Raw genomic sequence first — 22,714 nt, forward strand, 5'->3', positions numbered from 1 at the left:
GATCCGGGAAAGGCCAGACCTTAAATGCAGCGCGGCAGCAAGTATTGAATGATCGTGCGATTGTGAGTTTAAAAGAAACGTTATATTGTATCTTTTGATAACGATTCTCAGGCGTTTCGCGCTTGAGATCGCCCCGCTTATTTTCGGCTCAAGGGATTGCAGATGAACCAGTTGCACGGGATAGCTCCGCGGTTTCCCACATTTTTGGCGGTGGGCTTGGTGTCGTCGCTCACCGGCCTACCTGCTGCTGCAGCGCAAGATCGCGAAGAATCGGTCACCGAGCTTGAAGCCATACGAGTCAGCGCGCCGCTGAACAAGGCCCTGGAAGTAAATGCCGGTGGCTTCGGCGCCAAGGACGCCATGGAAATCCCCCTGGCCATCCAGAGTTATTCCAACAAGACCATCGCCGACAGCTCCGCGCGCACCGCCGTGGATGTGCTGAGCCTCGACCCCTCGGTGCTCAGTTCGTCGGGCGGCAGCGGCTTTGACAACTTCCGCCTGCGCGGCTTTGCCATGGACAACTTCAACACCATCCGCCGCGATGGCCTGACCCTGGCCCCGCACCACGACGTACCCCTGGAAAACGTCGAGCGCATCGACGTGCTCAAGGGCCCATCGGGTTTCCTCTACGGTTTCAACTCGCCGGGCGGCACCATCAACTACATCCTCAAGCGCCCGACCCTGGAGCCGCTGCTCAATGTCAGCGTGCAAGGCTCGTCGTTGCTCGGCCGCTACGTGGCGATTGATACCAGCGATTCATTCAACGACGGCGCCTTTGGTTATCGCCTGAATGCCGGCTACGAGAAAAACGGCGACTTCGACCACGCCCGCGACATGGAACGCAAGTTTATCGGCCTGGCCACCGACTTCCGTCTGAGCGACCGCGCCCTGTTGCAGTTGAACGCCGACTGGTCGCGCAAGTCCACGGTCGCCGACCCATTGCTGCGTGCCGACCAGAGCGGCCGCGCCAACCCTCTGGACCCGTCCAGCTACGTGCTGCCACCCAAGGTCAATCGCCGCGATCTATTGACCGGCTCCTGGTTCCGTCACCAGACCGAAGGCGCCAACCTCGACGCCAAGTTCGAATACGAGCTGGATGACAACTGGACCTCCGTGACCCAGGGCAACTACTCGCGGGTCGAGCGCCACGGCGGCTATAACGACCTGTTCGGGATCAAGCCCAACGGCGATATCGGCTCGGCCGACTTTTACGTGTCCCGTGGTGAAGTGTTCAGCACCTGGTCGCTGCAGTCGTACCTGGCCGGCAAGTTCGCCACCGGCAACATCTATCACGACGTGTTCTTCGGCACCGGCTACAAGCAGTTCAAGGACGTCAGCCCGTTCTGGGATTTGGTCGACAGTGGCACTCCAGGCATCGGCATTGGCGATGTCTCGGTGGGTAATATCCGTCACCCGGTCAACCCGCCCAAGTGGCACTTCGGCTCGGAACAGCCCACTGACTTTGTGTCCTCCATCAAGGAGACCTCGGTTTTCGCCAGCGACCTGATTTCCCTTACCGAACAGTTCCAGGTGATGGTAGGCGGGCGTTACATCTGGTACCGCGCGGATAAACTCTCAGCCACCGCACCTTCGCAGAGCCACGACGTGTTTGTGCCCAGCGCTGCGCTGATCTACCGGCCCTGGGACAGCGTGATGACCTACGTCAGCTACTCCAAAGGCTTTGAAAAAGGCGACTACGCCCCCCAACACGCGACCAACGCCAACCAGCCCACCGACGCCATCGAGTCCCAGCAATACGAGGTGGGCCTGAAGCTGGACCTTAACGATCGCCTGAACCTGGGCCTGGCGGTGTTCGATATCCGGCGCAAGGCCAGTTACCTGAACACCAGCAATACCTATGTGAGCAACGGCGAATACCACCACCGTGGCGCCGAGCTGACCCTGTCCGATCGCGTCACCGACGCCCTGACCCTCACCGCCAACGCCGCCTACCTGACCACGCGCATGGAAGATGTGGATGACGTCACCGTGGACGGCAAGCGCACTGAGAACGTGCCCAAGTGGAAAGGCGCGGTCGGCGCCCTGTACACCGTGGCCGCTGTGCCTGGCCTGTCGTTGGACAGCACCCTCAGCTATGTCGGCAGCCGCCCGGTGGATGCGCAGAACAGCGGCTACATCCCCAGCTACACCTTGCTCGACGCCGGTATCAGCTACCGCTCGAAACTGGCGGATACCCCGGTGACCTATCGCCTGCACGGCAAGAACCTGACCAACAAGTACTACTACGCCAGCGCCTATTACCTGGGCGGGCTGGATGTGGGGCGCGAGCGCGAAGTGTTCCTGTCGGCCAAGTTCGAGTTCTAGAACCATGACGTATTCCAGTTCATTGCCCGGCCTGCGCCACCTGTGGGTCGAGCGCCTGCTTGAGCGGCACGCGGGCACGTTGACCGAGTTGGTCGATGGCCTCGGCTCGCCGCTGCATCTGGTGTGCCCACAGGTCTTTCACGCCAATGTCGAAGCCTTCCAGCACAGCTTTACCCAGGCCCAGGTGCGCGGCAGCGTGTTGTTTGCGAAAAAGGCCAACAAGGCCAACTGTTTTATCCAGGCCTGCGCGCAGTGTGCGATTGGCGTGGATGTGGCCAGTGTCGGTGAGTTGCAAAAGGCCTTGGCGGGTGGGGTGGCTGGCACTGATATCGGCGTGTCCGGGCCACGTAAGAGCGATCAGCTGCTCGGGCTGGGCCTGAGTCATCAATGCCTGCTGGCGGTGGACTCGTTGGAGGAACTGCTGCGTATCCAGCAATTGGCGCTATCCCTGCGCCAACGTGCGCGTCTGTTGTTGCGCTATTGCCCCAGCAGCCAGGCCCATAGTCGTTTCGGCCTCAACCCACGGGAGTGCGACCAGGCCCTGGTGTTCTGCCGCCAGCACGTGGCGAACCTGGACTTGCAAGGCTTCTCGTTTCATCTGGGCGGCTACGACACTGCCCAGCGTGCACACGTCGCCAGCCACTTGGTCGACCTGTGCCGGGCCAGCGAGCTGGACAACTGCCGCACGGTCAACCTGGGCGGTGGCTTTGCCGTGCGCTATGTCGACCCGGCGCAGTGGCAGGCCTTTCTGGCCGAGGACTGCGCCGAGCGCTATCACAACGACAAGGGCTTCGCCGGCTTCTATCCCTATGGCGCGCTGCGCGCGGGGGCCGAGGCCCTTGACGATATCCTCGCCACGCCCGTCAGCCCCGGCCTGAGCCTGGCGCAAAAGGTCATCGAACACGGCGTGCGGCTGATTATCGAACCCGGCCGCGCCTTGCTCGACCAGGCCGGTATCAGCGTGTTCCGCGTGCAGGGCGTCAAGGACCGCACGGCCAGTGATGGTTATGCCCAGGTCACTGTGCAGGGCAGCAGCTTCAACCTCTCCGAACAGTGGTTCAACAGCGAATTTCTACCCGACCCGCTGCTGTTGCCGGCCTCGCCACGGCCGCGGTCGCCGTTTGTCGCGTGTATTGGCGGGGCCACCTGCCTGGAGTCGGACATGCTGACCTGGCGCAAAGTCGCCTTCGACTACCCGATCCAGGCGGGTGACTTGCTTATCTACCTCAATACCGCCGGCTATCAGATGGACTCCAACGAGTCGCCTTTTCACGAAGCGCCCTTGCCACACAAAGTGGTGCTGGAGCTGCGTAACCCACACCTGCGCTGGAAGCTGGACAGCCTGGCTTAATCGTAAAGCCACTCAACAAGGAGCCTCGAGTGAACAGTTTGAATAAACCCGCTGCCCCCGCCGACCTATGGGTGCTGCCCCAGGCGGCGCTCGAAGACCTGGGGGTGAGTTACCGTGAAGTGCTGCAGGTAGTCGAGCAGGCGTACAAGGCCTTGCGCAATGGCGACTCGCAGAACCCGCTCAAGACCATTGTCGAACCGATGGACCGCCATTCCATCAGCTACTCGATGGTTGGCCGGGATGGCGCCAGCCACACCGTGGGCTTCAAGGTGGTGTACGAGCATGACCCGCAGCGCACCCGCGATGCCTATCAGTTCCACTCGTTTATCTTTCTGTGTGATGACCGCACCGGCCGCCCGATTGCCTTGATGGACGTGGTCAAGCTCGGCCCGTTGCGCACCTCGGCCACCTCGGCGTTGATGGCCAGGGCCGCCTGCCCGAATGCCCGCAGTGCCCTGGTCGTCGGTACCGGCGTGCAGGGGCAGGTGGCGTTGCCCATGTTGCTCGCGGCCATGCCGGACCTGGAGCGTTTGTATGTCTACGGGCACTACGCCGAAGGCCTGCGCGCGGTGCAAGACACCCTGCACAAACACTACCCGCTGCGCGATGTGGTGGTGGTCGATGACCTGCCGGCGGCGGCTGGCGAGGCCGATATCATCCTTGGCGTCGCCGGGCTTTCGGCGCGCCAGCAAGTGCAGCGGGCCTGGCTCAAGCCCGGCGCCGTGGCGGTGCTGGTGGGTTATGGGATTGACGCCGACGTATTGCATGGCGCCGACTACCGCATTGCTACCGACACCGCGCAGATGCAAGTCACCAGCGCCGACCTGGCGGCCGCCGACGGCAGCCTGCCCGCGGTGGACGCCGAGCTGCCGGACATCCTTCTGGGCCTGGCACCCGCACGCCGCCATCCCGACGATGTGGTGTTCGCCTACAACAGCGGCATGGTGGTGACCGATGTCGCCCTCGGGCGCTTGATGGCCGACCGCGCCCTGACGCAGAACCGTGGGCAGAGGGTCCAACTATGGTCGGCCTGACTGCCGCACAACCCGGCGCCTGGCGCGCCGACAGCCGGGCTCTGCTGTTGCTGGCGCTACCCCTGATCCTGACCAACCTGGCCTATGTGGCCCTGACCACCATCGACATCGTGGTGCTCGGCATGCTGGGTGCCAAGGAGCTGGCAGCCGGTGGCCTGGCCATCGCGCTGTTCAACCAGTTTCGCACCACCGGCACCGGGCTGGTCACCGGCGTCAGCAACCTGGTGGCCCAGGCCAATGCCCGGGGCGATGAAGCCCAGGTGCGGGCGTTGCTGGTGGCGGGGCTGTTCTGGGCGACCGTCAGCGGCCTGGTGTTTATGGGCGTGTTGCTGGGGTTGCGCCAGCCGCTGACCTGGCTGGGCCAGGATGCCAGCGTGGTGGCCAATGCCATGGACTTCCTGATGATCATTGCTCCTGGCCTGCTGCCTTGCCTGTGGTTCCAGGCGCTGCGCCACTTTACCGTGGGCCTGAAATTCCCCGGGCCGTTGCTGGCGATCACCCTGGTGTCGATCTTCCTCACGGCGGCGCTCAACTACGTGCTGGTGTTCGGCAAGTTCGGCGTCCCGGCCTACGGGCTGGCGGGGGTGGCAATCACCAGCGCCGTGGTGTTCCTGCTGTCGTTCCTGATGTTCTTCGCGGTGGTACTGACCCATCGGCGCCTGGCCGGTTACTTCAAACTGGCGCACTTGCGCTTTTCGCCGGCGGCGATCAAGGCCGTGTGGAAGCTCGGGCTGCCGATTGCCGGGACCTATGCCAGCGAGGCCGGGTTCTTCAGCGTACTGACCCTGCTGATCGGCACCCTGGGCATGGAGGCGCTGGCGGCGCAGACCGTGCTTAACCAGATCATCTACATCGTGTTCATGTTCTCTGCGGGCATCTCCCATGCCGCCTCGATCCACATCAGTGAGGCCTGCGGCACCGGGCAGTATCAGCGCGCGCGTCAACTGGGGCGCCTGGGCCTGGGCCTTGGGGTGCTGGTCATGTTGCTGTTCGCCATTCCTTACGCGTTGCTACCCGAACAGGTCATCGGCCTGTTTATCAGCACCGAGCACGCCAACAACCTGGATGCGGTGCGCCTGGCCACCACCGGTTTGTTGATTGCCATCGTCCTGCAGGTGTTCGACGCCAGCCAGAACATCGGCAACGGCATCCTGCGCGGCATCGGCGATACGGCGGGACCGCTGCGCATTTCCCTGTTCGGCTACTGGCTGGTGGGGCTGCCCGCTGCCTGGCTGCTGGGCATCGTCAGTCCTTACGGGATCTTCGGCGTGTGGGCCGGATTGGCGATAGGCCTGGCGGCTACCGCGTTGCTGCTGATTGTCTCGTTTGAACGGCAACTCAAGGCGCTGGACCGCGCGGGCGCCGTCGCACTGTCATAACAAGGAGGTGTTCCATGCATCAAGACGACCCTGCATACCGCGTCGAGGCGTTGGTGCGCCCCAGCGTGCGACGTTTGCCCCTGTACGACCCGGGCGCCGATCCACATCAGCTCGGTACGCCGACGGTGATCAAGCTGTCCAACTGCGAAAACCCGCTGGGCATGTCGCCGGCTGCTGCAGCGATGCTGGCGCATCATGGCGGGGCAGGGCTGGAACGCTACCCCGACCCCAGTGGCCGGGCCCTGCGGCAGCTGATCGGCGGCCAGTTGGATGTGGATCCTGCGCGGGTCATCCTCGGCAACGGCTCGGAAAATATCCTCGAACTGTTGTGCCTGGCGCTGCTCGATCCCGAGGACCGGGTGGTGACCCAGCAGCCCTGTTTCAGCCTGCATGAAAGCCTGCCATTGATGATGGGCGCGACGGTGGACAAGGTGCCGCTCAACCCGGATTTCAGCGTTAACCTGCAGGCCTGGGCCACGGCCCTCGAGCAACCGGCGAAGCTGTTGATGCTGAGCACCCCCTGCAATCCGGTGGGCACGGCGCTGTCCAGCGCTGAACTGACGGCGCTGGTCGCCGCCGCTCACCCCGACACCTTGTTGGTGATCGACGAGGCGTATTTCGAATTCGTCGAGGACGCGGCTGACGCCCTGGCGATCCTCGACGCGCAGTCGCGGCCGTGGATCATCCTGCGCACGTTCTCCAAAGCGTATGGGCTGGCGGGGCTGCGGATCGGCTATGGCATCGCTTCGCACCACAGCCTGATTGATGCGCTGCACCGGGTGCGCACGCCGTACAACGTCAATCAACCGGCCCAGGAGGCCGCCAAGGCCGCCTGGCTGGACCCGCAACACGTGATTCGCAGCCGCGAGTTCGTCGCCATCGAGCGCCAACGCCTGACCCAGGGGTTGCAGGCCGCGGGTTTTCGCGTGGCACCGTCCCAGGCCAATTTCCTGTTCATCGACACCGCCTGCAACGCCCTGGAGGTGGTCGACGAATTGCTCAAGGACGGGATCATCGTCAAGGCCTGGCGCGAGCCGGGATACACCAGTTTTATCCGCGTGTCCCTGGGCCTGGCCCAGCAAAACCAGGCGTTTCTCGCCAGCCTGCAACGCGCCGTCGCGACCCTGGCCGGGTAAGCGCCGCGCCGGTTTTTCATACTGCCCAGAGGTTGTCATGATCAAGACTTGCCTGTCCGAACTGATCGGCGATACACCGCTGCTCAAATTGTGCGTCACTGAAAACGGCAGCTGCGTGCTGCTCAAGCTGGAACAATTCAACCCCACCGGCACCGCCAAGATCCGTATGGCCCGGCAGATGCTCGACGAGGCGCAGGCCTCGGGGCAGCTCAAGCCGGGTGGGCGGATTGTCGAGTCGACCTCGGGCAACACCGGATTGGGCCTGGCGCTGCTGGCCGCCGAGCGCGGCTACCGCTTCACTGCCGTGGTCGACGAACACGCCAGCCCCGACAAACTGCGGGCGATGCAAGCCTTTGGTGCGCAGTTGGTGCGGGTCGGCGACCCCGGTGGCGGGCTGTCCACCGCCGACCGCGATGCTACCGCCGAGCGTATTGCCACGGAGCAGGGCGCCTACTGGACCCGCCAGCACCACAACCCGGCCAATGCCAATGGCTACACGCAGCTGGCAGCGGAATTGCGCGCAGTGCTGGGCGATGAAATCCACTACCTGGTGGGCGCCGTGGGCACCGGCGGCTCGTTGTGCGGCACTGCGCGTGCCTTGAAACGCCATGCCCATGGCCTGCAGGTGATCGGCGTCGAACCCTGCGGCTCGGTGATCTTTGGCGGCCCCGGTGCGCCGTATCATCAGTCCGGCACCGGCACCCCGGAGGGCGCAGAAATCGGCGCCGTGGTCGACTACGCGTTGATCGACAAAGGCCTGACTGTCAGCGACGCCCAGGCCTTCGAAACCGCGCGCTACCTGGCGCGGCATTACGGTCTGCTGCTCGGCGGCTCGGCCGGCGGGGTGATCTACCAGGCCCTGCGCGAGGCCTGGCATGCCCCGGCCCACAGCGTGATCGTGGCACTGGTGTGCGATGGCGGCGAAAAATACCTCGACACGGTGTTCAACGACCAATGGATGGCGGATCGGCAACTGCTGGCGCCCCAGGTTCATCGTGAGCTTGAGCAATGGTTGAGCGCGCTGCCCCAGGTCAAACAGCAAGCCTAGCGGCTTGCCTGGGGCGCCGGCCTTCGCTACTGTGGCGCCCCGCCTGCGTGAGCCCCGCCATGAGTGACACCACTGTCGAACTGATCCAGACCGGCCCTGAACAGGCCGAACTGATCTGCAACCTCTACCAGTTTTATGCCTATGAATCCTCCGATTGGGAGCAGGAAGACGTCGAGCAGGACGGCCGTTTCTATATCCACGAGGAACACCTGGCGCGCTACTGGCAAGAGCCGCAATGGAGCGCCAATCTGCTGCTGGTGGACGGTTACATCGCCGGTTTCCTGTTGATCGAGCGCAGCGAGCTGCCGGGGATCAATGCCCTGGAACTGGCTGACCTGTTTATCTTGAAACGCTATCGGCGCAAGGGCATAGGCCGCGCCCTGGCCACCCAGGTGTTGACCAGCGGCGAGACGGACTGGCTGGTGCGGTTCTATGACCAGGACGAGGCGTCCCAGGCGTTCTGGCGCAGCGTATTGGACAACCTGCCGCGCCCGGTGCAGGCCATCGAGCTGGATGATGAGCCGCAGTTGCTGAGCTTTTTGGTGACCCGGGCGGTTGTTCACTGACGCAGTCCGTGCGGACTCGTGTGGGAGCGGGCTTGCCCGCGATAGCGGTGTATCAGTGGATGTGTTCGGTACTGACCCACCGCTATCGCGGGCAAGCCCGCTCCCACAGAGGGTATGTGTTTGTTTGAATTACCGCTGATTTACGTGGGTTGAACGGTTGGGCGGCTATGCTGGTCAACTGACCTTCAATGTCGACGCAAAGAGGTGACCGCAATGGCCAAGACTTACAGCTACGCCGCCCGTGACGCCAAGGACGCCCTCAAACCCTTTACCTTCGAGCGCCGCGCCCCCGGGGCCGACGATGTTCAAATCGACATCCTCTACTGCGGAGTGTGCCACTCCGACCTGCACACGGCGCGCAATGAGTGGAACAACACCCTCTACCCATCGGTGCCGGGCCATGAAATCGTCGGCCGGGTGACGGCGGTGGGGGCCAATGTCAGCCGCTTCAAGGTCGGTGACCTGGCCGGCGTCGGCTGCATGGTCGACAGCTGCCAGCACTGCGCATCCTGCGCCGAGGGCGAGGAGCAGTACTGCGAGAACGGCTTTACCGGCACTTACAACGGCCCGGTGTTTGGCGGTGAAAACACCTTTGGCGGCTATTCCGACAATATCGTGGTCAAGGAGAAGTTCGTCCTGCGCATTTCCCACGATGAGGCGCAATTGGCGGCCGTGGCGCCGCTGCTGTGTGCCGGGATCACCACCTACTCGCCGCTGCACCATTGGAAGGTCGGCCCTGGACAGAAGGTCGGCGTGGTCGGCCTCGGCGGCCTGGGCCATATGGCGGTGAAAATCGCCCATGCCATGGGCGCCCATGTGGTGTTGTTCACCACCTCGCCGAACAAACGCGAAGACGGCCTGCGCCTGGGGGCTGACGAGGTGGTGGTGTCGAAGAACCCGGACGAAATGGCCAAGGTCGCCAATAGCCTGGATTTCATCCTCAACACCGTGGCCGCGCCCCATGACCTGGACGCGTTCCTCAACCTGCTCAAGCGCGACGGCACCATGACCCTGGTGGGCGCGCCAGACAGCCCGCACCCGTCGCCTTCGGTGTTCAACCTGATCTTCAAACGCCGCAGCCTGGCGGGGTCATTGATTGGTGGCATCCAGGAGACCCAGGACATGCTGGACTTCTGCGCCCGGCACGGGATCGTCTCGGAGATCGAGATGATTGATATCCAGGGCATCAACGAATCCTACGAGCGCATGCTCAAGGGCGATGTGAAGTACCGTTTTGTGATCGACATGGACAGCCTCAAGCGCGAGATCCAGGCGGCCTGACCTTAATCTGGCGGTGGGCGCTGGGTTGTTTGTGATGGTCATGAGTCTTTACGCAGCGCTCTTTTTGGGTTGTTGGGGTTGTGTACATATCCGTTGTTGCGGTTATGGCGGCTATTGGTTCCGCCCTTACGGCGGGTCACTTTCGAAGAGCGCGAAAGTAAGCAAAGCGCTCTTGCCCCACCACTCGGCACCTCGCCTAGGCTCGGTGTGCCCGTCATCCGACATTGATTTGGGGGCCGCCGCGATGGGCCATCCATGGCCCAGCGCGGCTAACCCGGCGTCCTGCCGGGTTACCCCCCAAATCAAAATCGGATGACGGCCAGCGTGGTTTAACGGGGCGCCTCAGATCAAAAGCAAAGCGAGGCGGCCTGACAGCCGACCTGATCGTCGAAGCGTGCGCATATACCTGTGGGAGATTCTATGGTTTTGGGGAAGCCCCCCAAACCGCTTTTGACTGGTATTCGCTCAGGTTTTTCATGAGCGAAAAGGCGATGCGCGCCAGCTTGCGGCCAATGATGACCAGGGCTTGAGTCGTTTTCAGGCCCCTGGCCAGATAACCCTCGTATAAAGGTTTCCAGGCTTCTGACCTGATACCTGCTGACGCCGCGTTATGCAGCAATCTGCGTATCTCTGAATCTCCCTTCTTGCTCAATGAGCGGCGTCCGCTCATTTGCCCAGAATCGGATACTCTCAAGTCCATTCCCAAGAACGCGATGTAAGCGTCAGCACTTTCAAATTCTCCTCGCTGAAACGCCATTACCAGGGCAACTGCTGTCAGAAACCCAATGCCCTCGACGGCTTGGCAGCGCTTGACCTGATGCAAAAGCCCCGCCTCAGTAACAGCATCTAATATCCTTTTCTCAATGAGCCCCTCATGCCTATCAAGACACGCTGAAATGCTCTTGGACGAGGCCTTGAGTGATGGCTCGCCCGCCCAGCTCTGATTCAGTGCAACACGCATTTTCACCAGCGCTGCGCGTCGACGCAGCAAGCTTTGAAGCTTGGATAAATCTTCGGCGGCGATTCCAGGCGCGTAAATCAGCCTGTTCATTCTTCAAGTAGCGAGCCAGCAACTGCGCATCACTGAAGTCTGTTTTAGCGCGACCACCTGTGCCTTTGCGGTAATGGCTAAGGCGATATCCATCAATCACGTAAACGATATGGCCCATCGAATGAGCCAAGTTGACGGTATCCACGTGATAGATATTGGTGGCTTCAATTGCGATGGCGCTGCCCGCAGGCAAAGACTTCAGCCATGCCTTCAGCTCGCTTTTCTTGTTCGATACGATCTTTGTTTCAGCAGTTTCACTTTGATAAACAACTACTTCGGCTTTAGCGACATCCACTCCAATGATTGATTGCGAGACAGTCATTGCCATGAGAAAAGCTCCGGGTTAGGGTTTACGGGCTTGTCGGGGCTTCACCGTTGCGCTGGCTTGCTTCTATCGTCGGTCATGGCCGATGCATTCCTTATCGGCGCTTTGGTGAAGGGGTGGGACGAAGTCTCCCACGGTCTGTACTGGCTAGAGTCAGATGCTGGCTTTTAGTCCCACCACCCCTACAAGTCTAACCATACAAGCTGGCTTGCCTGCGATGGCGGTGCATCAGCCAATACATTTATCGACTGATACACCGCCATCGCAGGCAAGCCAGCTCCCACAGGGAATGCAGCTTCGCGCTCTGGCTCTGCTGTTGCTCTGCTTTTGATCTGAGGCGCCCCGTTAAACCACGCTGGCCGCAGGCAGGTATTGCGCAGTGGGCACCCCGGCATGGATGCCGGGGTAGCCGCGACACGGCCATGGATGGCCGATCGCGGCGGGCCCACGGAGCAATGCCTGACTGCGGGCATGCCGAGCCTAGGCGAGGCACCGAGTGGTGGGGCAAGAGCGTTCTGCTTACTTTGGCGCTTCTCCAAAGTGAGCCGCCGTAAGGGCGGAACCCTAAGTGGCCGTAACCGCAGCAACGGATATGTACAAAACCCCAGAAAAGAGTTGTGTAGATACCTATGCTGCGATGGCGGTGTATCAGTCGCCGCATGTATCGGATAACCCGGCGCAATCGCCGGTAAACCAGCCCCTACAAGGTTTTTTGGCCCATCAGCGGGTGGTGTAGGGCAACAGAAACACCACGCCAAGCCCAGCCAGCGAAATCAAGCCGAACCACGCCACCGGCCCCATGGCCCAGCCCCACCCCAGTACGCTGACGGCAAAACTCGCCGCCAGCATCCCCCAGCCCAGCACTCGCAGGCCACGTCGTAGCACCGGCGAGGGCAGGCGCTGCATAAGTTGTTTGTAATGGCGCTCCAAGCCCAGGCATAACCCCGCCATCCCTGCGCAGGCCAGCAACAACGCGACTATCAACGCCATCTCAATTGACCTCTGCCACAGCGTGCTTGGCCACGCGCCGGGTGCTGCGTTCCTTGGGCGCCTGGTACAGCTTCCAGCACGGCCAGGCCAGCAGCAGGCCGAGGGCGACGCTGGTCAATTCCAGGTAGACGTAATCACCCAGGCTTTCCCCCAGCAGATTCAGGGCCGGCAGGCCGATACACAGCACTGCCGCCAGGCCCAGTTGCTCGCGCCAGGCACTGCGCCAGGGGCGGACAATCGCATGGCCCAGGCTCAACAGCCACACCAGGAAAAACACCCGCACTTCCCAGCCACCGCGCTGGGCCAGTTCCACTGGGAGCAAGCGGTTGGCCCACAACAAGGCCACGCACGCCACCGTCAGCCCGGCCACCACCGCCACATTCAGGCGTTCGGCGATGTGGTAGAGCAGGGCGCCTAGAGCGCCTTCGCCATCGTGGCGCCGGCGGCGTTTGACGGTAAACAGCACCACGCCGGTTGCCAGCATTGCGCAACTGGCCAGGCCGCAGACAAAGTACAACCAGCGCATGGAGTAGCCGCCGAACTGCGCAAAGTGCAGGCCGGCCATGACCTTCTGGGTCAACAGGCTGGGCCGACTGACCGCAGGCTGGCGCAGGACGGCACCGCTGACCCCGTCAAACAGCATGCTCTGGCCCTTGGTCAGCTCGATGCGGTTGCCCAGTACCGGCCGTACCTCGATGCGTGCGTCGCTGCGGCCGGGGTTGTGGATCGACAAGCTGGACACCGGCCCCATGGCCCGCTCGGCCTCGGCCAGCAGCGGTTCCAGTGCCGTCAGCTCGGCTGCTTCGCTGTGTTTGGGGCGTTCGCCGCGCACTTGTTGTTCGGCGGGCGCGCCACGCAGGGCGCGGAAGAGGTTGTCGCGGTCACCGTCAAACAGCGCGTCCACCGCCGCCGGCATGTAGATCAAATAGAAGATCACCAGCCCGGTATAGGTGATCATCAGGTGAAAGGGCAGCACCAGCACCGCTGTCGCGTTGTGCGCATCCAGCCATGAGCGCTGGCCCTTGGCGGGGCGGAAGGTGAAGAACTCCTTGAAGAATTTCTTGTGGATCACGATCCCGCTGACCAACGCGACCAGCATCGCCATGGCGGCCAGGCCGACCGTCCAGATCCCCAGGTCGCGCGGCAGGTTGAGGGTAAAGTGGAAGCGGAAGAAAAACCCGCCCCCGGCAGTTTCGCGCACGGCCAAGGGCTCGCCGGTGTGTGGGTCGAGCGCGGTGCCGCCGCCACGTCGTTGTTCGCCGGCCGATACCGTCAGGGTGTCGGAGCGTTCGCCGGGCAGGCCGATGTTCCAGGTCTTCGCCTCGGGGTGCTGGCGCGCCAGGTAGTCGAGGGCCTGCTGCGCGGCGGCGCTTTGCGACAGGGTCGCGGTGGGGATTTCCGGGCGCATCCAGCCGTCGATTTCCTTGTCGAACACCGCCAGGGTGCCGGTCAGGAAGATTGCAAACAGCAGCCAGCCGAACACCAGCCCGCTCCAGGTATGCAGCCAGGCCATGGCCTGGGTCAGGGTCTTGCGTTTCATCCCAGCACCTCGCGCCAGTGTGGCCAGAAACCGACGGCAGCCAGGGGCAGCGCCAGGGCCATCCCGGCCCACGCACGCCAGGCGTTGCGACAGGCAAAGGCCCAGAGGATCGCCAGGGTGTAGATCAAGAAGGACGGCAGGCTGGCGACCACCAGGGCATCCACCTTGTCCATGGGCAACAGGCGCGCCAGGGCGGCGGTAAACGCATAGGTAAACAGGTAACCGCCGATCAGCGCGGCGACTACCCGCGAGAGGGTCGGCCAGGCAGGGGATTTGCTTTTCATGGAGGGCTCATCAGCATCAGGCCAGGCAACACCATTGCCCTGGGGGGCAGGTTTGTGTGGGAGCTGGCTTGCCTGCGATGGCATCTCCTCGGAATGACCTGCTAGACCGAGGCGTCTGCATCGCAGGCAAGCCAGCTCCCACATAGACCGAGTGGGTCACAAGAAACGTATGGCTCGAATGCTAGTGATTCTCATATGGGAGTAAACGCAATTTACAACTTATACACTTTGAGCCGCAGGTGCAGGCACAGCCCGGGCGTGGTGTTCTGTGCCCACAACTGGCCGCCTTGCAACTGCACGATGCTGCGCGCAATCGACAACCCCAGGCCATAGCCGTCACCGCCGGGGCGGGCGGCGTTGAGGCGGGTGAAGGGCAGGAAGATCTGCTCCAGCTTGTCCGGCTCGATCCCTGGGCCCTGGTCCTGGATGCACAAGTGCCAGAAATCGCCCTCCAATGCTCCGGTCAAGCGCACCACACCGTGTTCGGGGGAATGGCGGATGGCATTGCGCAGGATATTTTCCAGGGCCTGGGCCAGGCCATTGAGGTTGCCCAGCACCCAACAGTCGGCGGGCAGTTCGCAGGGCAGGCGCTCCCGCGGCCAGCCGCTTTCAAAGCAGGCGTCTTCGCGCAGCAAGTCCCACAACGGTTCCATCTCGACCGCTTCCACGGGCATCGCCGGGCGTTCGGTATCCAGCCAGACCAGCTCCAGGGTACTGCCGATCAAGCGTTCCATGCCTTGCACTTCGCGCTCCAGGCGCTGGCGCAGGGCATTTGGATCGGGCTCGCGCTCCCCGGCCACCCGCAGCCGGCTCAAGGGCGTGCGCAGTTCGTGGGACAAGTCCCGCAGCAGGCGCCGTTGCAGGACCACGGTATTTTCCAGGCGCTCGGCCATATGGTCGAAGGCCCGGGCCAATTCACCGAGTTCGTCACGGCGGTGCGTCACCTGGGGCCCGACCCGCGCCGCCAGGTCGCCGGCGCTCAGGGCATTGGCCTGGCGCCGCAGGATCACCAGCGGCGAAATCAGCACCCGGTACAACAGCACGCCAAACAGCAGGGCCAGGCCCGTCGGCAGTCCCTGTTGCAGCAGGATGGACCAGCGGCCATTGTCCTTGCGCGGGTCCAGGTGCAGGGGCAGTTCCATCACCAGGCGCGAAGCCCCGTCGCTGAACGGGATGTAGAACGTTGGCCGGCCCCCGGGGCGGCCCACCGGCCAGTCGATGCGGCGCACGAAATCCAGCTTGCGGCGTTCGATCGTGGTCAATGCCTGGGAAGACAGCGAATGGTGCTCGTCCACCACCACTGCCCACACCTGCTCGCGGGCCCGCAACGTCTTCAGGAACTCATCGACCCCCGCCGCGCCGTGGGCTTGCCAGGCCGTTTCGGCTTGGCGGGCGTAATCGGTTAGGAGTTGCCGGGTAGGGGCGGGCAACCGGGCGGTGGCTTCCCGCAGGCGCTGGCTCAAATCCACTTGCAGGCTGACCACCAGCAGGCACAACACCGCCAGCAAGCCGATCAATTTCCACAACAGCGAGTGGCGGTTGGGCAGCCTCATGGCTCCAGCCGGGTCAGCATATAGCCCGTGCTCCTGACCGTTTCCACGCGCCCGGCGGTGTAGCCGATGGCCTGCAACTTGCGGCGGATACGGCTGACATGCATGTCCAGGCTGCGATCATGCCGCGAATAGGCGCGGTGCATGACCTGCTGATACAGGAATGCCTTGGTCAGCACCTCGTCGGCATGGGCCACCAGGGTTTCCAGGACGCGGTATTCGGTGGTGGTCAGGTCGGCCCACTGTTCATCCAGGTGCACATCCGTGCGCTGTTCGTCGAACGTCAGTTGCGGATCTTCATTGCGCGCCGTGCCAGGCACCTCATGTTCATAGGCCACCCGGCGCAGGATCGCGTCGATGCGCACATCCATCTCCAACATGCTGAACGGCTTGGGCAGGTAATCGTCGGCGCCCTGGCTGAAACCGGTGATGCGGTCCTGCTCGGCACCGAGGGCCGACATCAGGATCACCGGTACCCGTTGATGCCGCCGCAGTTGCGCGAGCACCTCCAGGCCGCTGCTGCCGGGCAGCATGATGTCCATCAGGATCAGGTCGAAATCCTGGGTGCGCGCCAGCTCGACAATCCCTCCACCATCCTGGCGCAACGTGACCTCGAAGCCACGCTGGCCCAGGTGGCTGTGCAAGTGGGCGGCGAGCAACGGGTCATCCTCGACGGCAAGGATGCGGCGCGCAGCGGGGAGCGGGTGGGGGGCGTGCATGGAAGTTTCCTGCGAATGCGAATGTTTCTAAGTTGCGCATTCTGGCAAAAGTCCCGCCATATTCCTATCCATTGCGCTTTATTGCCGCATTTTCGGTTTAAGCACTGAACACGTTTGCAGCTCGGGGGGCGCTTCAAGATCCTGGCTTGTCAGGGCTTTGCGGTATTGCTAGTGTCGACGCATGACTGCCTATTGCCTCACCTCGACGACCACCACCACGACCGCTGCAAGCGGAGCGTGCGAGGTTTCGTGAGCCAATAGCAGACGAACTTCAAAGGCCCGCCAGCGATGGACAGGGCCTTTTTTCTTGTCCTTGTGTCGCTGGCTCAAACGCAAGGAGATGCACCCATGTACGCCCTGTTGATTCTCGATATGCAAGTCGGGCTAGTTCACGGCCCGGAAAAACCATGGCGCTGCGAAGCGTTGTTGGAAACACTCAATAGCCTGATGGATAAGGCCCGCCACGCCGGTGCGCCGATTTTTCTGGCGCGCCATATCGGGCCCGTGGGCTCGCCCATCGAACCCGGCAGCCCGCTGACGAAGGTGGTACCGCAACTGAAGTTGCTCGGTGGCGAAAAGGTGTTCGAAAAGCGCCGGCCCAACGTCTTTGAGTCGACCGACCTGGCTGACCAGTTGCGCGCATGCGGCGCTAGCGGTGTAGTGGTCACCGGGATGAAAACGCAATACTGCGTCGACAGCACCTGCCGTGCTGCCCGTGACCTTGGCTTCGATGCGGTACTTATCGCCGATGGCCATACCTGTTCGGACACTCCCGTGATGAAAGCCGAGCATATCGTCGCTCATCACAATGCCACGCTGGATGGGCCGTTCTGCCAACTGGTTAGGGCCGAGGAGTGGCGCTTCTAGCAGGCCCCCAGATCACGGCCGCTGCGGCTTAACCCCCGTACCGAACGTATTGCCCATCCGCACACTGGTCGCCGCCGGCGTCGACAAGCCCATCTGGTTCGGCGGCCGCTGGTGCACCGGTTTTTCCCGCGCCTCGCGGTTTTTCTGCGCTGCCTTAGCGCCCATCTGCTGGCTCAGGCATCCATAGTCAGGCGCTTTGTACCCATCCACCCTGGCCTCGACACAACCGCCCGGCGTTTCTTCGGCGTGCACGGTCGACGCCAGGCCCGCGCATAACAACAGCATCAGCAACCGCTTCATCAGAGCCTCCTGGCAGGCCCTGGGGAGTGGGCCGCTAGTGCCTGCCAGTCTAGCCCGGTGGCGCTGGCGAAACCGTGATGTTTTTTTTGCCATCACCGTAACATCAGGTTCATAAATTGGCCTCAGGATGACGCTTTTCCCAGGACACGGCAGCCGTGCAACAAGGCAGAGCAGGGGTCGAACGGTGGGCTTGGAGGCGCACGCACTGCTGCCTGGTCTTGCTGTTGGCCTGGATGTGGCTGCCACTGCCCAGGGTGCAGGCGGGTGAGCCGCCGTTGTTGCGCCTGGATCTGCCTGCGCAAGACCTGGCGCCCGCCCTGGAAGCTTTCAGCCGGGCCACCGGGATGGCTGTGCTGGTGGACCGCGAGTTGAGCGATGGACGACGTTCGATGGGTGTGCACGGGCACTACAGCGCCCAGCAGGCCCTGGGCCTGTTACTGACAGGGAGTGGCCTGATGGCGCGTTACGCACGCAGTGATGCATTCACCCTGCAGGTGCCTGAAGTCAGCCAGCCGCTGGCCAGTCGCGGGGTGTCGCCACGTAACGCCGCACGGCTCAACCGCAGTTATGCCAGCGCCGTGCAGCAGGCCGTCGAAGCCAGCCTGTGCCGTTCACCCTTGACCCGCCCCGGCAGTTTTCGGGCGCTGGTGCAGGTCTGGGTCAACCGTGACGGATTGATTGAACACAGCCGCCTGGTCAGCTCCACCGGCGATGTACTGCGTGATGAAGCGCTGGTGCGCAGCCTCGGCAGCACCTGGATAGAGCGCCCGGCACCCAGCTCGATGCGGTTGCCGTTGACCCTGCTTTTAATGCCCGATACCACAGGAAAACGCATGGAATGCACAGCACGGCAAGGAGCTTCCGGGGCATGAAGGATACCGGGCACACGCCAATGGTCAGGTTGTTCCTGGCCTCCTACGAGGACTTCAAGGTGCGTTTGCGCAAGCGCCTGGGGTCGGAGGATCTGGCCAATGACGTCCTGCATGAAACCTACCTGCGGGTCGACCGCATGGACATGCCGGCGAACCTGCAACAACCCAATGCCTATCTGTACCGCATGGCCCTGAACATTGCGGCCGACCGGCGCCAGGCCGATGCCCGCCTGCTGACCGGCAGCGAAGTCGAGGAGTTGCTCAATATCAGCGATGAAGCCCTGGACCCCTCGCGGGTGGTGGGTGGCCAGAAAGAAATCCAGTCCCTGCTCAAAGCCCTCTACGAACTGCCTGCCCGGCGCCGCAAGATCCTTATCGCCGCGCGCCTGGAGGAAGCGCCACACCTGGAAATCTCCCAGCGTTTCGGCATTTCCACACGCATGGTCGAGAAGGAAATCAAGGCCGCCCTGGGGCATTGCGCCCAGCGTCTGGAAAGAAAAGTCATCCAGCGGTTCGGTCCCGGCGCCGGAAAACCGTCTTAGTGTTGAGTCCCTGATAATCCGTGAGTACCTGCGCGCTTGAATATTTTTAGCTTTCCCACTGCCCGGGACACGCCCGACAGCCGATTGCACGGTGAAGCGCGCGACTGGCTGGTCCTCCTGACCTCGGGCCAGGCAACCGTGGCCGATGCCAAGGCCCTGCGCCAGTGGTGCGCCCAGAGCCCCGAGCATGCCCAGGCCTTCGAACAGGCCAAGCGACTGTGGCAACAATTGACCCCGGCGCTGACCGAGGCCCAGGCCCCCCGGCACTTTGGCCGGCGGGCGTTCCTCGGCGGGGCGCTTGCGGCCTCGGCGGCCCTGGTGATGGTGCACATCAGCGTGCCCGGTGGTTTTGCCGGCTTGAGCGCCGACTACCACACCGCAGTGGGCGAGCAGCGGCGGGTGGACTTGCGCGAGGGCATCAGCCTGGAGCTCAACACCCAGACCCGCATCAGCCGGCGCGAGCAGGGCATCGAATTGCTTGAAGGCGAGGTCGAGGTGCAGGTGGCACAGCCGCTGACCGTACAGGCAGGGGCGGGCTGGCTGAGCGCGAGCCAGGCGCGCTTCAATGTGCGCAACACCGACCACAGTGTGTGCGTGACCTGCATTGAAGGCTGGCTGGCGGTTGAAGTGCAGGGGCGCAGCGTGCGCCTGGACAGCGGGCGCCAGTTGACCTATGACGCGGCCGGGCTGGGCCCCGTGGTGACGGTGGACACCGAAGCCGTGATCGCCTGGCGGGAACAGGTGCTGGTATTTAATAACGCCACACTGGATACGGTGATCGACGAGATCAACCGCTACCGCCCAGGGATGTTGGTATTGCTCAACCGCGAACTGGGCAAGCGCCGGGTGCAGGCGCGCTTCAGTCTCGAACAACTGCCGGGCGTGGCGTTGCTGATCCGCGATGCCTATGGGGCCAAATGCACGGAACTGCCGGGCGGGGTGGTGTTGCTCAGCTAGCCCTGGAGACGGGGGCCCGCTCGCCACAGGTTCAGTCCAACGGCCCCAGCACTTGGCGATAGCGCTCCACCCCCTGGGGCGTCTGGCGCACCAGGGTGATTTCCATCCCCAATGGATTGTCCTGGCGATTGCCGCTCAACTGCCGCCAGCCTTTCTCGTTGTCCCACACCCGCACTTGCAGGTCGCTGACCTGGCTCAACACCGCCACCGCCTCCTTGGGCGCCGGCAGCGGGTAGCGATCCCGCGCCGGTGCGGCAGCGCGGTACAAGGTGTCGCCCTTGAGCCACCACCGCACCCGTTGCAGGCCGTCGCCGGGGGTTGGCGCGCTGCGGATCAGCTCCAGACGAAAGCCCTGGCTGTCGGAGCTGCGCACGGTCACCGCCGGCAAGGCGTCGGCGGCGGGAGGCTGGTCCTCGGTGGGTGGCGCAGCCAGTTCCACCCCGGCGCGCAGGCTGACGTCCAGTTGCAGCTGGTTCAGGGCGCGCAGCAGGCCCTGGGTCTGTTCGGTGCTGGCCTGCAAGTGGGCGTCGGCGCGGGTTACGCTGTCCAGGCCGCGCCAGGCAATCAGGCTGACCACCGCCATCAGCATGATCGCCACCATCACTTCGATCAGGGTAAAGCCTTGCTGCTCGCGGTTCATGGCTGGCTCACCACGCGCAAGGTGCCGGCTGCATCACGTTGCAGGCTGAGGCCGTGTTGCCCGTCCGAGAGCCACACCTGCAGCGGCGGATTGATCCATTCGGCATTCAGCACCAGGGTCTGCCGGGGTTCGATCCGCACCAGCATCGGCGTGGTATCCCAGGCCCGTGGGCGCAGTTGTGGGTCATCCTTGAAGTCCTCCAGCCCCCGGCCATCGTCGCGGCGGCGGCTCAAACGGTAGCCCTTGGCATCGGCGCGCCAAGTGATCGTGCGGCCATCGGCTCGGGCTTCGGCCTGGGCGATCTGCAGCACCTGGCTCAGGCGCTCGGCGTCCTTGCGCAAGCGGTGCAAGGGGTCGGGCTTGATGCTCAGGCTGATGGCCGCGCTGGCAATGCCGATGATCACCAGCACCACCATCAACTCGATCAAGGTGAACCCCTGTTGCCGGCGATTCGTCATGGGTGTGCCCTCAACGGGATCTGCCACTGAAATAAAACCGTGAGAATTGCCCTGTAAGCTGTCTGCACGGACAAACAGGAGGTCCCGCCCATGGCATTCATCCATCGCGTATCTGCCGCCCACGGCATCCAGGCCCTGGCCGTGCTGGCGACGCTGGCCGGGGTCGCTACATGGACACCGTTGTTGCTGACGTCTGCCGAGTCCCATACCCCGGCGCTTGCCCCCCAGGCATTGGCGGCGCGCAGTGATAACCCGGCGCTGCAATGGTTTGCCGACATGCCGGCGGCCCTGCAGATCAAGGTCTCCGGGGTGCTGGCCGGCGCCCAGGGCGCGGTGGCGATTCTCAGCCTCAACGACGGGCCGCCGCGCAGCTTTCTAGCGGGTGAACGCCTCAGTCCCGGCGTGCGCCTGGCGGCCATCGAGGGCGACGGGGTGGTGATCGAGCGCGGCGCTGAAAAGGTCCGGGTCAACCTCGACAAGTTGCCCGATGCCCCGGCCTTGCCCCGGCTCACTCGGCCGTAACCTGCTTTAACGCCGGCGCGCGGGCCACCAGGGTCTCAAGGCGCGCCAGGGGCGGCGCCTCGAGTGTGGCGTCCAGCACTTGCACGCTGACTCTCCAGAGGTCGCCAGCGCCTGCCACCACCTGTTCACAGCGCAGTTTCAAGCGGCCCTGGTCGCACTCGTACGTCTTGCGCCCGGGGCTGGCGCGGCCCTCCAGACGCAGTTGCGCCAGGCGACTCTGGGCCGCCAGCATGGCGATGGATTTGTCGCGCAACAGGCCATTGCTCTGGGTCATCAACCCCGCCACCCGCACAGCCGCCGCCATGGCCACGGCGATAATCGCCAGGGCCACCAGCACCTCGATCAGGGTGAAACCTTGGTTCCTATTGCGGGCGCGCATGGCTTGCTCAATGCCGGGAAACAGGCCCGCAGACTAGCCCCTGCACTTGACCGATTGGCGACCAAAGCTCCCGAGGATTTTCAATACGCCTGACATGTTGTCTTGCAACACTGCGCGACGAAAAGCACTCAAGCCAAGGAATGTCGAGATGGATATCGCGCACTTCACATCCACCCCGCGAGGCGCTCGTGGCCAGCGTGGCTTTACCCTGATCGAGATCATGGTGGTGGTGGTCATTCTCGGGATCCTCGCCGCCATGGTGGTGCCCAAGGTGCTCGACCGCCCCGACCAGGCGCGGGCCACGGCTGCCCGGCAAGACATCGGTGGCCTGATGCAGGCGCTGAAACTCTACCGCCTGGACCACGGCAGCTATCCGAACCTGACCCAGGGTCTCAAGGTCCTGGTCGAGCGCCCGGCCGATGGGAAGAACAGCAATTGGCGCGCCTACCTCGAACGCTTGCCCAACGACCCCTGGGGCCGCCCGTATCAGTACCTCAACCCTGGCGCCAACGGTGAAGTCGATGTGTTCTCCCTGGGCGCCGACGGCCAACCGGACGGTGAGGGCGTGAATGCCGATATCGGCTCCTGGCAGTTGTAA

Annotated in this window: 23 protein-coding genes and 1 pseudogene; 14 read left to right on the forward strand and 10 right to left on the reverse strand. The window is 63.4% G+C overall.

Features of this window, described 5'->3' with window-relative positions:
• The first annotated feature begins 219 nt into the window (after positions 1-219).
• From PSH80_RS10280 to PSH80_RS10315, 8 genes are all read left to right on the forward strand, one after another.
• A complete protein-coding gene (locus PSH80_RS10280; protein ID WP_159439762.1) occupies positions 220-2,325 on the forward strand; it encodes a TonB-dependent siderophore receptor in 2,106 nt (701 codons plus the stop codon).
• 4 nt (positions 2,326-2,329) lie between these two features.
• Positions 2,330-3,676, forward strand: coding sequence for an alanine racemase (locus PSH80_RS10285; RefSeq protein WP_057959215.1), 1,347 nt, complete (start codon positions 2,330-2,332; stop codon positions 3,674-3,676).
• Positions 3,677-3,705: 29 nt separating this feature from the next.
• Entirely contained in the window at positions 3,706-4,710 is a 1,005-nt protein-coding gene (locus PSH80_RS10290) for a hypothetical protein (RefSeq protein ID WP_198792323.1), read from the forward strand.
• Positions 4,698-6,089 carry an MATE family efflux transporter gene (locus tag PSH80_RS10295; RefSeq protein ID WP_305420094.1) on the forward strand — a complete coding sequence of 464 codons (1,392 nt, stop codon included), beginning with the start codon at positions 4,698-4,700 and terminating at the stop codon, positions 6,087-6,089. Before PSH80_RS10290 ends, PSH80_RS10295 begins: the two co-directional genes overlap by 13 nt.
• Before the next feature lie 14 nt (positions 6,090-6,103).
• Complete coding sequence (gene hisC, locus PSH80_RS10300) at positions 6,104-7,225, forward strand: histidinol-phosphate transaminase (RefSeq protein WP_115127968.1); 1,122 nt, start codon at positions 6,104-6,106, stop codon at positions 7,223-7,225.
• A 37-nt stretch (positions 7,226-7,262) separates the two neighbouring features.
• A complete protein-coding gene (locus PSH80_RS10305) occupies positions 7,263-8,273 on the forward strand; it encodes a PLP-dependent cysteine synthase family protein (protein WP_057439042.1) in 1,011 nt (336 codons plus the stop codon).
• A gap of 59 nt (positions 8,274-8,332) precedes the next feature.
• Positions 8,333-8,839, forward strand: coding sequence for a GNAT family N-acetyltransferase (locus PSH80_RS10310; RefSeq protein ID WP_057439041.1), 507 nt, complete (start codon positions 8,333-8,335; stop codon positions 8,837-8,839).
• Positions 8,840-9,052: 213 nt separating this feature from the next.
• The gene (locus PSH80_RS10315; protein ID WP_057439040.1) at positions 9,053-10,120 is read left to right on the forward strand and encodes an NAD(P)-dependent alcohol dehydrogenase; all 1,068 of its coding nucleotides are present in this window, start codon (positions 9,053-9,055) and stop codon (positions 10,118-10,120) included.
• A gap of 418 nt (positions 10,121-10,538) precedes the next feature.
• Here the strand turns inward: PSH80_RS10315 and PSH80_RS10320 are convergent.
• The 6 genes and pseudogenes from PSH80_RS10320 to PSH80_RS10345 all read right to left on the reverse strand — a co-directional run bounded on the left by PSH80_RS10320 (position 10,539) and on the right by PSH80_RS10345 (position 16,579).
• Positions 10,539-11,499, reverse strand: a pseudogene (locus tag PSH80_RS10320) (IS110 family transposase).
• Between the two features lie 717 nt (positions 11,500-12,216).
• Positions 12,217-12,486, reverse strand: a complete 270-nt coding sequence (locus PSH80_RS10325) for a DUF3325 domain-containing protein (RefSeq protein ID WP_057438728.1) — start codon at positions 12,484-12,486, stop codon at positions 12,217-12,219.
• 1 nt (position 12,487) lies between these two features.
• Complete coding sequence (locus PSH80_RS10330; protein WP_305420099.1) at positions 12,488-14,026, reverse strand: PepSY domain-containing protein; 1,539 nt, start codon at positions 14,024-14,026, stop codon at positions 12,488-12,490.
• Positions 14,023-14,310: a DUF3649 domain-containing protein gene (locus PSH80_RS10335; protein ID WP_057445152.1), complete on the reverse strand. Its 288-nt coding sequence runs from the start codon at positions 14,308-14,310 to the stop codon at positions 14,023-14,025. The genes PSH80_RS10330 and PSH80_RS10335 overlap by 4 nt, the downstream gene beginning before the upstream one ends.
• 212 nt (positions 14,311-14,522) lie before the next feature.
• Complete coding sequence (locus PSH80_RS10340; RefSeq protein ID WP_057959130.1) at positions 14,523-15,863, reverse strand: sensor histidine kinase; 1,341 nt, start codon at positions 15,861-15,863, stop codon at positions 14,523-14,525.
• Positions 15,860-16,579, reverse strand: coding sequence for a response regulator transcription factor (locus tag PSH80_RS10345; protein ID WP_057959131.1), 720 nt, complete (start codon positions 16,577-16,579; stop codon positions 15,860-15,862). The genes PSH80_RS10340 and PSH80_RS10345 overlap by 4 nt, the downstream gene beginning before the upstream one ends.
• 348 nt (positions 16,580-16,927) lie before the next feature.
• On the opposite strand from PSH80_RS10345, the gene PSH80_RS10350 reads away from it, so the two are divergent.
• On the forward strand, positions 16,928-17,446 hold the full coding sequence (locus tag PSH80_RS10350; protein WP_305420102.1) for a cysteine hydrolase family protein: 519 nt from the start codon (positions 16,928-16,930) through the stop codon (positions 17,444-17,446).
• Between the two features lie 12 nt (positions 17,447-17,458).
• Here the strand turns inward: PSH80_RS10350 and PSH80_RS10355 are convergent, their stop codons facing one another.
• Positions 17,459-17,746: a hypothetical protein gene (locus PSH80_RS10355; protein ID WP_115127973.1), complete on the reverse strand. Its 288-nt coding sequence runs from the start codon at positions 17,744-17,746 to the stop codon at positions 17,459-17,461.
• 233 nt (positions 17,747-17,979) lie between these two features.
• On the opposite strand from PSH80_RS10355, the gene PSH80_RS10360 reads away from it, so the two are divergent.
• From PSH80_RS10360 to PSH80_RS10370, 3 genes are read left to right on the forward strand one after another with little or no spacing between them, the layout of a single operon-like run.
• Positions 17,980-18,618: a secretin and TonB N-terminal domain-containing protein gene (locus PSH80_RS10360; RefSeq protein WP_057438740.1), complete on the forward strand. Its 639-nt coding sequence runs from the start codon at positions 17,980-17,982 to the stop codon at positions 18,616-18,618.
• Entirely contained in the window at positions 18,615-19,160 is a 546-nt protein-coding gene (locus PSH80_RS10365; protein ID WP_057438724.1) for an RNA polymerase sigma factor, read from the forward strand. The genes PSH80_RS10360 and PSH80_RS10365 overlap by 4 nt, the downstream gene beginning before the upstream one ends.
• A gap of 36 nt (positions 19,161-19,196) precedes the next feature.
• The gene (locus PSH80_RS10370; protein ID WP_169990618.1) at positions 19,197-20,117 is read left to right on the forward strand and encodes a DUF4880 domain-containing protein; all 921 of its coding nucleotides are present in this window, start codon (positions 19,197-19,199) and stop codon (positions 20,115-20,117) included.
• Positions 20,118-20,148: 31 nt separating this feature from the next.
• Here the strand turns inward: PSH80_RS10370 and PSH80_RS10375 are convergent, their stop codons facing one another.
• Entirely contained in the window at positions 20,149-20,757 is a 609-nt protein-coding gene (locus PSH80_RS10375) for a type II secretion system protein GspJ (protein WP_057438723.1), read from the reverse strand.
• Positions 20,754-21,215: a type II secretion system minor pseudopilin GspH gene (gene gspH / locus PSH80_RS10380; protein ID WP_057438722.1), complete on the reverse strand. Its 462-nt coding sequence runs from the start codon at positions 21,213-21,215 to the stop codon at positions 20,754-20,756. Before gspH ends, PSH80_RS10375 begins: the two co-directional genes overlap by 4 nt.
• Positions 21,216-21,305: 90 nt before the next feature.
• Here gspH and PSH80_RS10385 point away from each other — a divergent pair, with 90 nt between their 5' ends.
• Positions 21,306-21,737, forward strand: coding sequence for a type II secretion system protein N (locus PSH80_RS10385; RefSeq protein WP_057438721.1), 432 nt, complete (start codon positions 21,306-21,308; stop codon positions 21,735-21,737).
• On the opposite strand, the gene gspI is transcribed toward PSH80_RS10385, so the two are convergent.
• Entirely contained in the window at positions 21,724-22,116 is a 393-nt protein-coding gene (gspI, locus tag PSH80_RS10390) for a type II secretion system minor pseudopilin GspI (protein WP_057438720.1), read from the reverse strand. The genes PSH80_RS10385 and gspI overlap by 14 nt on opposite strands.
• Before the next feature lie 148 nt (positions 22,117-22,264).
• Between gspI and gspG the strand changes: the two genes are divergently transcribed.
• On the forward strand, positions 22,265-22,714 hold the full coding sequence (gspG, locus tag PSH80_RS10395; RefSeq protein WP_057438719.1) for a type II secretion system major pseudopilin GspG: 450 nt from the start codon (positions 22,265-22,267) through the stop codon (positions 22,712-22,714).

The organism is Pseudomonas sp. FP818 (assembly GCF_030687335.1).
GTDB lineage: Bacteria > Pseudomonadota > Gammaproteobacteria > Pseudomonadales > Pseudomonadaceae > Aquipseudomonas > Aquipseudomonas shahriarae.

Coding starts and splice junctions, on each gene's coding strand:
- PSH80_RS10285 (WP_057959215.1), top strand. CDS start 2,330: ATGACGTATTCCAGTTCATTGCCCGGCCTGCGCCACCTGTGGGTCGAG.
- PSH80_RS10295 (WP_305420094.1), top strand. CDS start 4,698: ATGGTCGGCCTGACTGCCGCACAACCCGGCGCCTGGCGCGCCGACAGC.
- hisC (WP_115127968.1), top strand. CDS start 6,104: ATGCATCAAGACGACCCTGCATACCGCGTCGAGGCGTTGGTGCGCCCC.
- PSH80_RS10305 (WP_057439042.1), top strand. CDS start 7,263: ATGATCAAGACTTGCCTGTCCGAACTGATCGGCGATACACCGCTGCTC.
- PSH80_RS10310 (WP_057439041.1), top strand. CDS start 8,333: ATGAGTGACACCACTGTCGAACTGATCCAGACCGGCCCTGAACAGGCC.
- PSH80_RS10315 (WP_057439040.1), top strand. CDS start 9,053: ATGGCCAAGACTTACAGCTACGCCGCCCGTGACGCCAAGGACGCCCTC.
- PSH80_RS10325 (WP_057438728.1), bottom strand. CDS start 12,486: ATGGCGTTGATAGTCGCGTTGTTGCTGGCCTGCGCAGGGATGGCGGGG.
- PSH80_RS10330 (WP_305420099.1), bottom strand. CDS start 14,026: ATGAAACGCAAGACCCTGACCCAGGCCATGGCCTGGCTGCATACCTGG.
- PSH80_RS10335 (WP_057445152.1), bottom strand. CDS start 14,310: ATGAAAAGCAAATCCCCTGCCTGGCCGACCCTCTCGCGGGTAGTCGCC.
- PSH80_RS10340 (WP_057959130.1), bottom strand. CDS start 15,863: ATGAGGCTGCCCAACCGCCACTCGCTGTTGTGGAAATTGATCGGCTTG.
- PSH80_RS10345 (WP_057959131.1), bottom strand. CDS start 16,579: ATGCACGCCCCCCACCCGCTCCCCGCTGCGCGCCGCATCCTTGCCGTC.
- PSH80_RS10350 (WP_305420102.1), top strand. CDS start 16,928: ATGTACGCCCTGTTGATTCTCGATATGCAAGTCGGGCTAGTTCACGGC.
- PSH80_RS10355 (WP_115127973.1), bottom strand. CDS start 17,746: ATGAAGCGGTTGCTGATGCTGTTGTTATGCGCGGGCCTGGCGTCGACC.
- PSH80_RS10360 (WP_057438740.1), top strand. CDS start 17,980: ATGTGGCTGCCACTGCCCAGGGTGCAGGCGGGTGAGCCGCCGTTGTTG.
- PSH80_RS10365 (WP_057438724.1), top strand. CDS start 18,615: ATGAAGGATACCGGGCACACGCCAATGGTCAGGTTGTTCCTGGCCTCC.
- PSH80_RS10375 (WP_057438723.1), bottom strand. CDS start 20,757: ATGAACCGCGAGCAGCAAGGCTTTACCCTGATCGAAGTGATGGTGGCG.
- gspH (WP_057438722.1), bottom strand. CDS start 21,215: ATGACGAATCGCCGGCAACAGGGGTTCACCTTGATCGAGTTGATGGTG.
- PSH80_RS10385 (WP_057438721.1), top strand. CDS start 21,306: ATGGCATTCATCCATCGCGTATCTGCCGCCCACGGCATCCAGGCCCTG.
- gspI (WP_057438720.1), bottom strand. CDS start 22,116: ATGCGCGCCCGCAATAGGAACCAAGGTTTCACCCTGATCGAGGTGCTG.
- gspG (WP_057438719.1), top strand. CDS start 22,265: ATGGATATCGCGCACTTCACATCCACCCCGCGAGGCGCTCGTGGCCAG.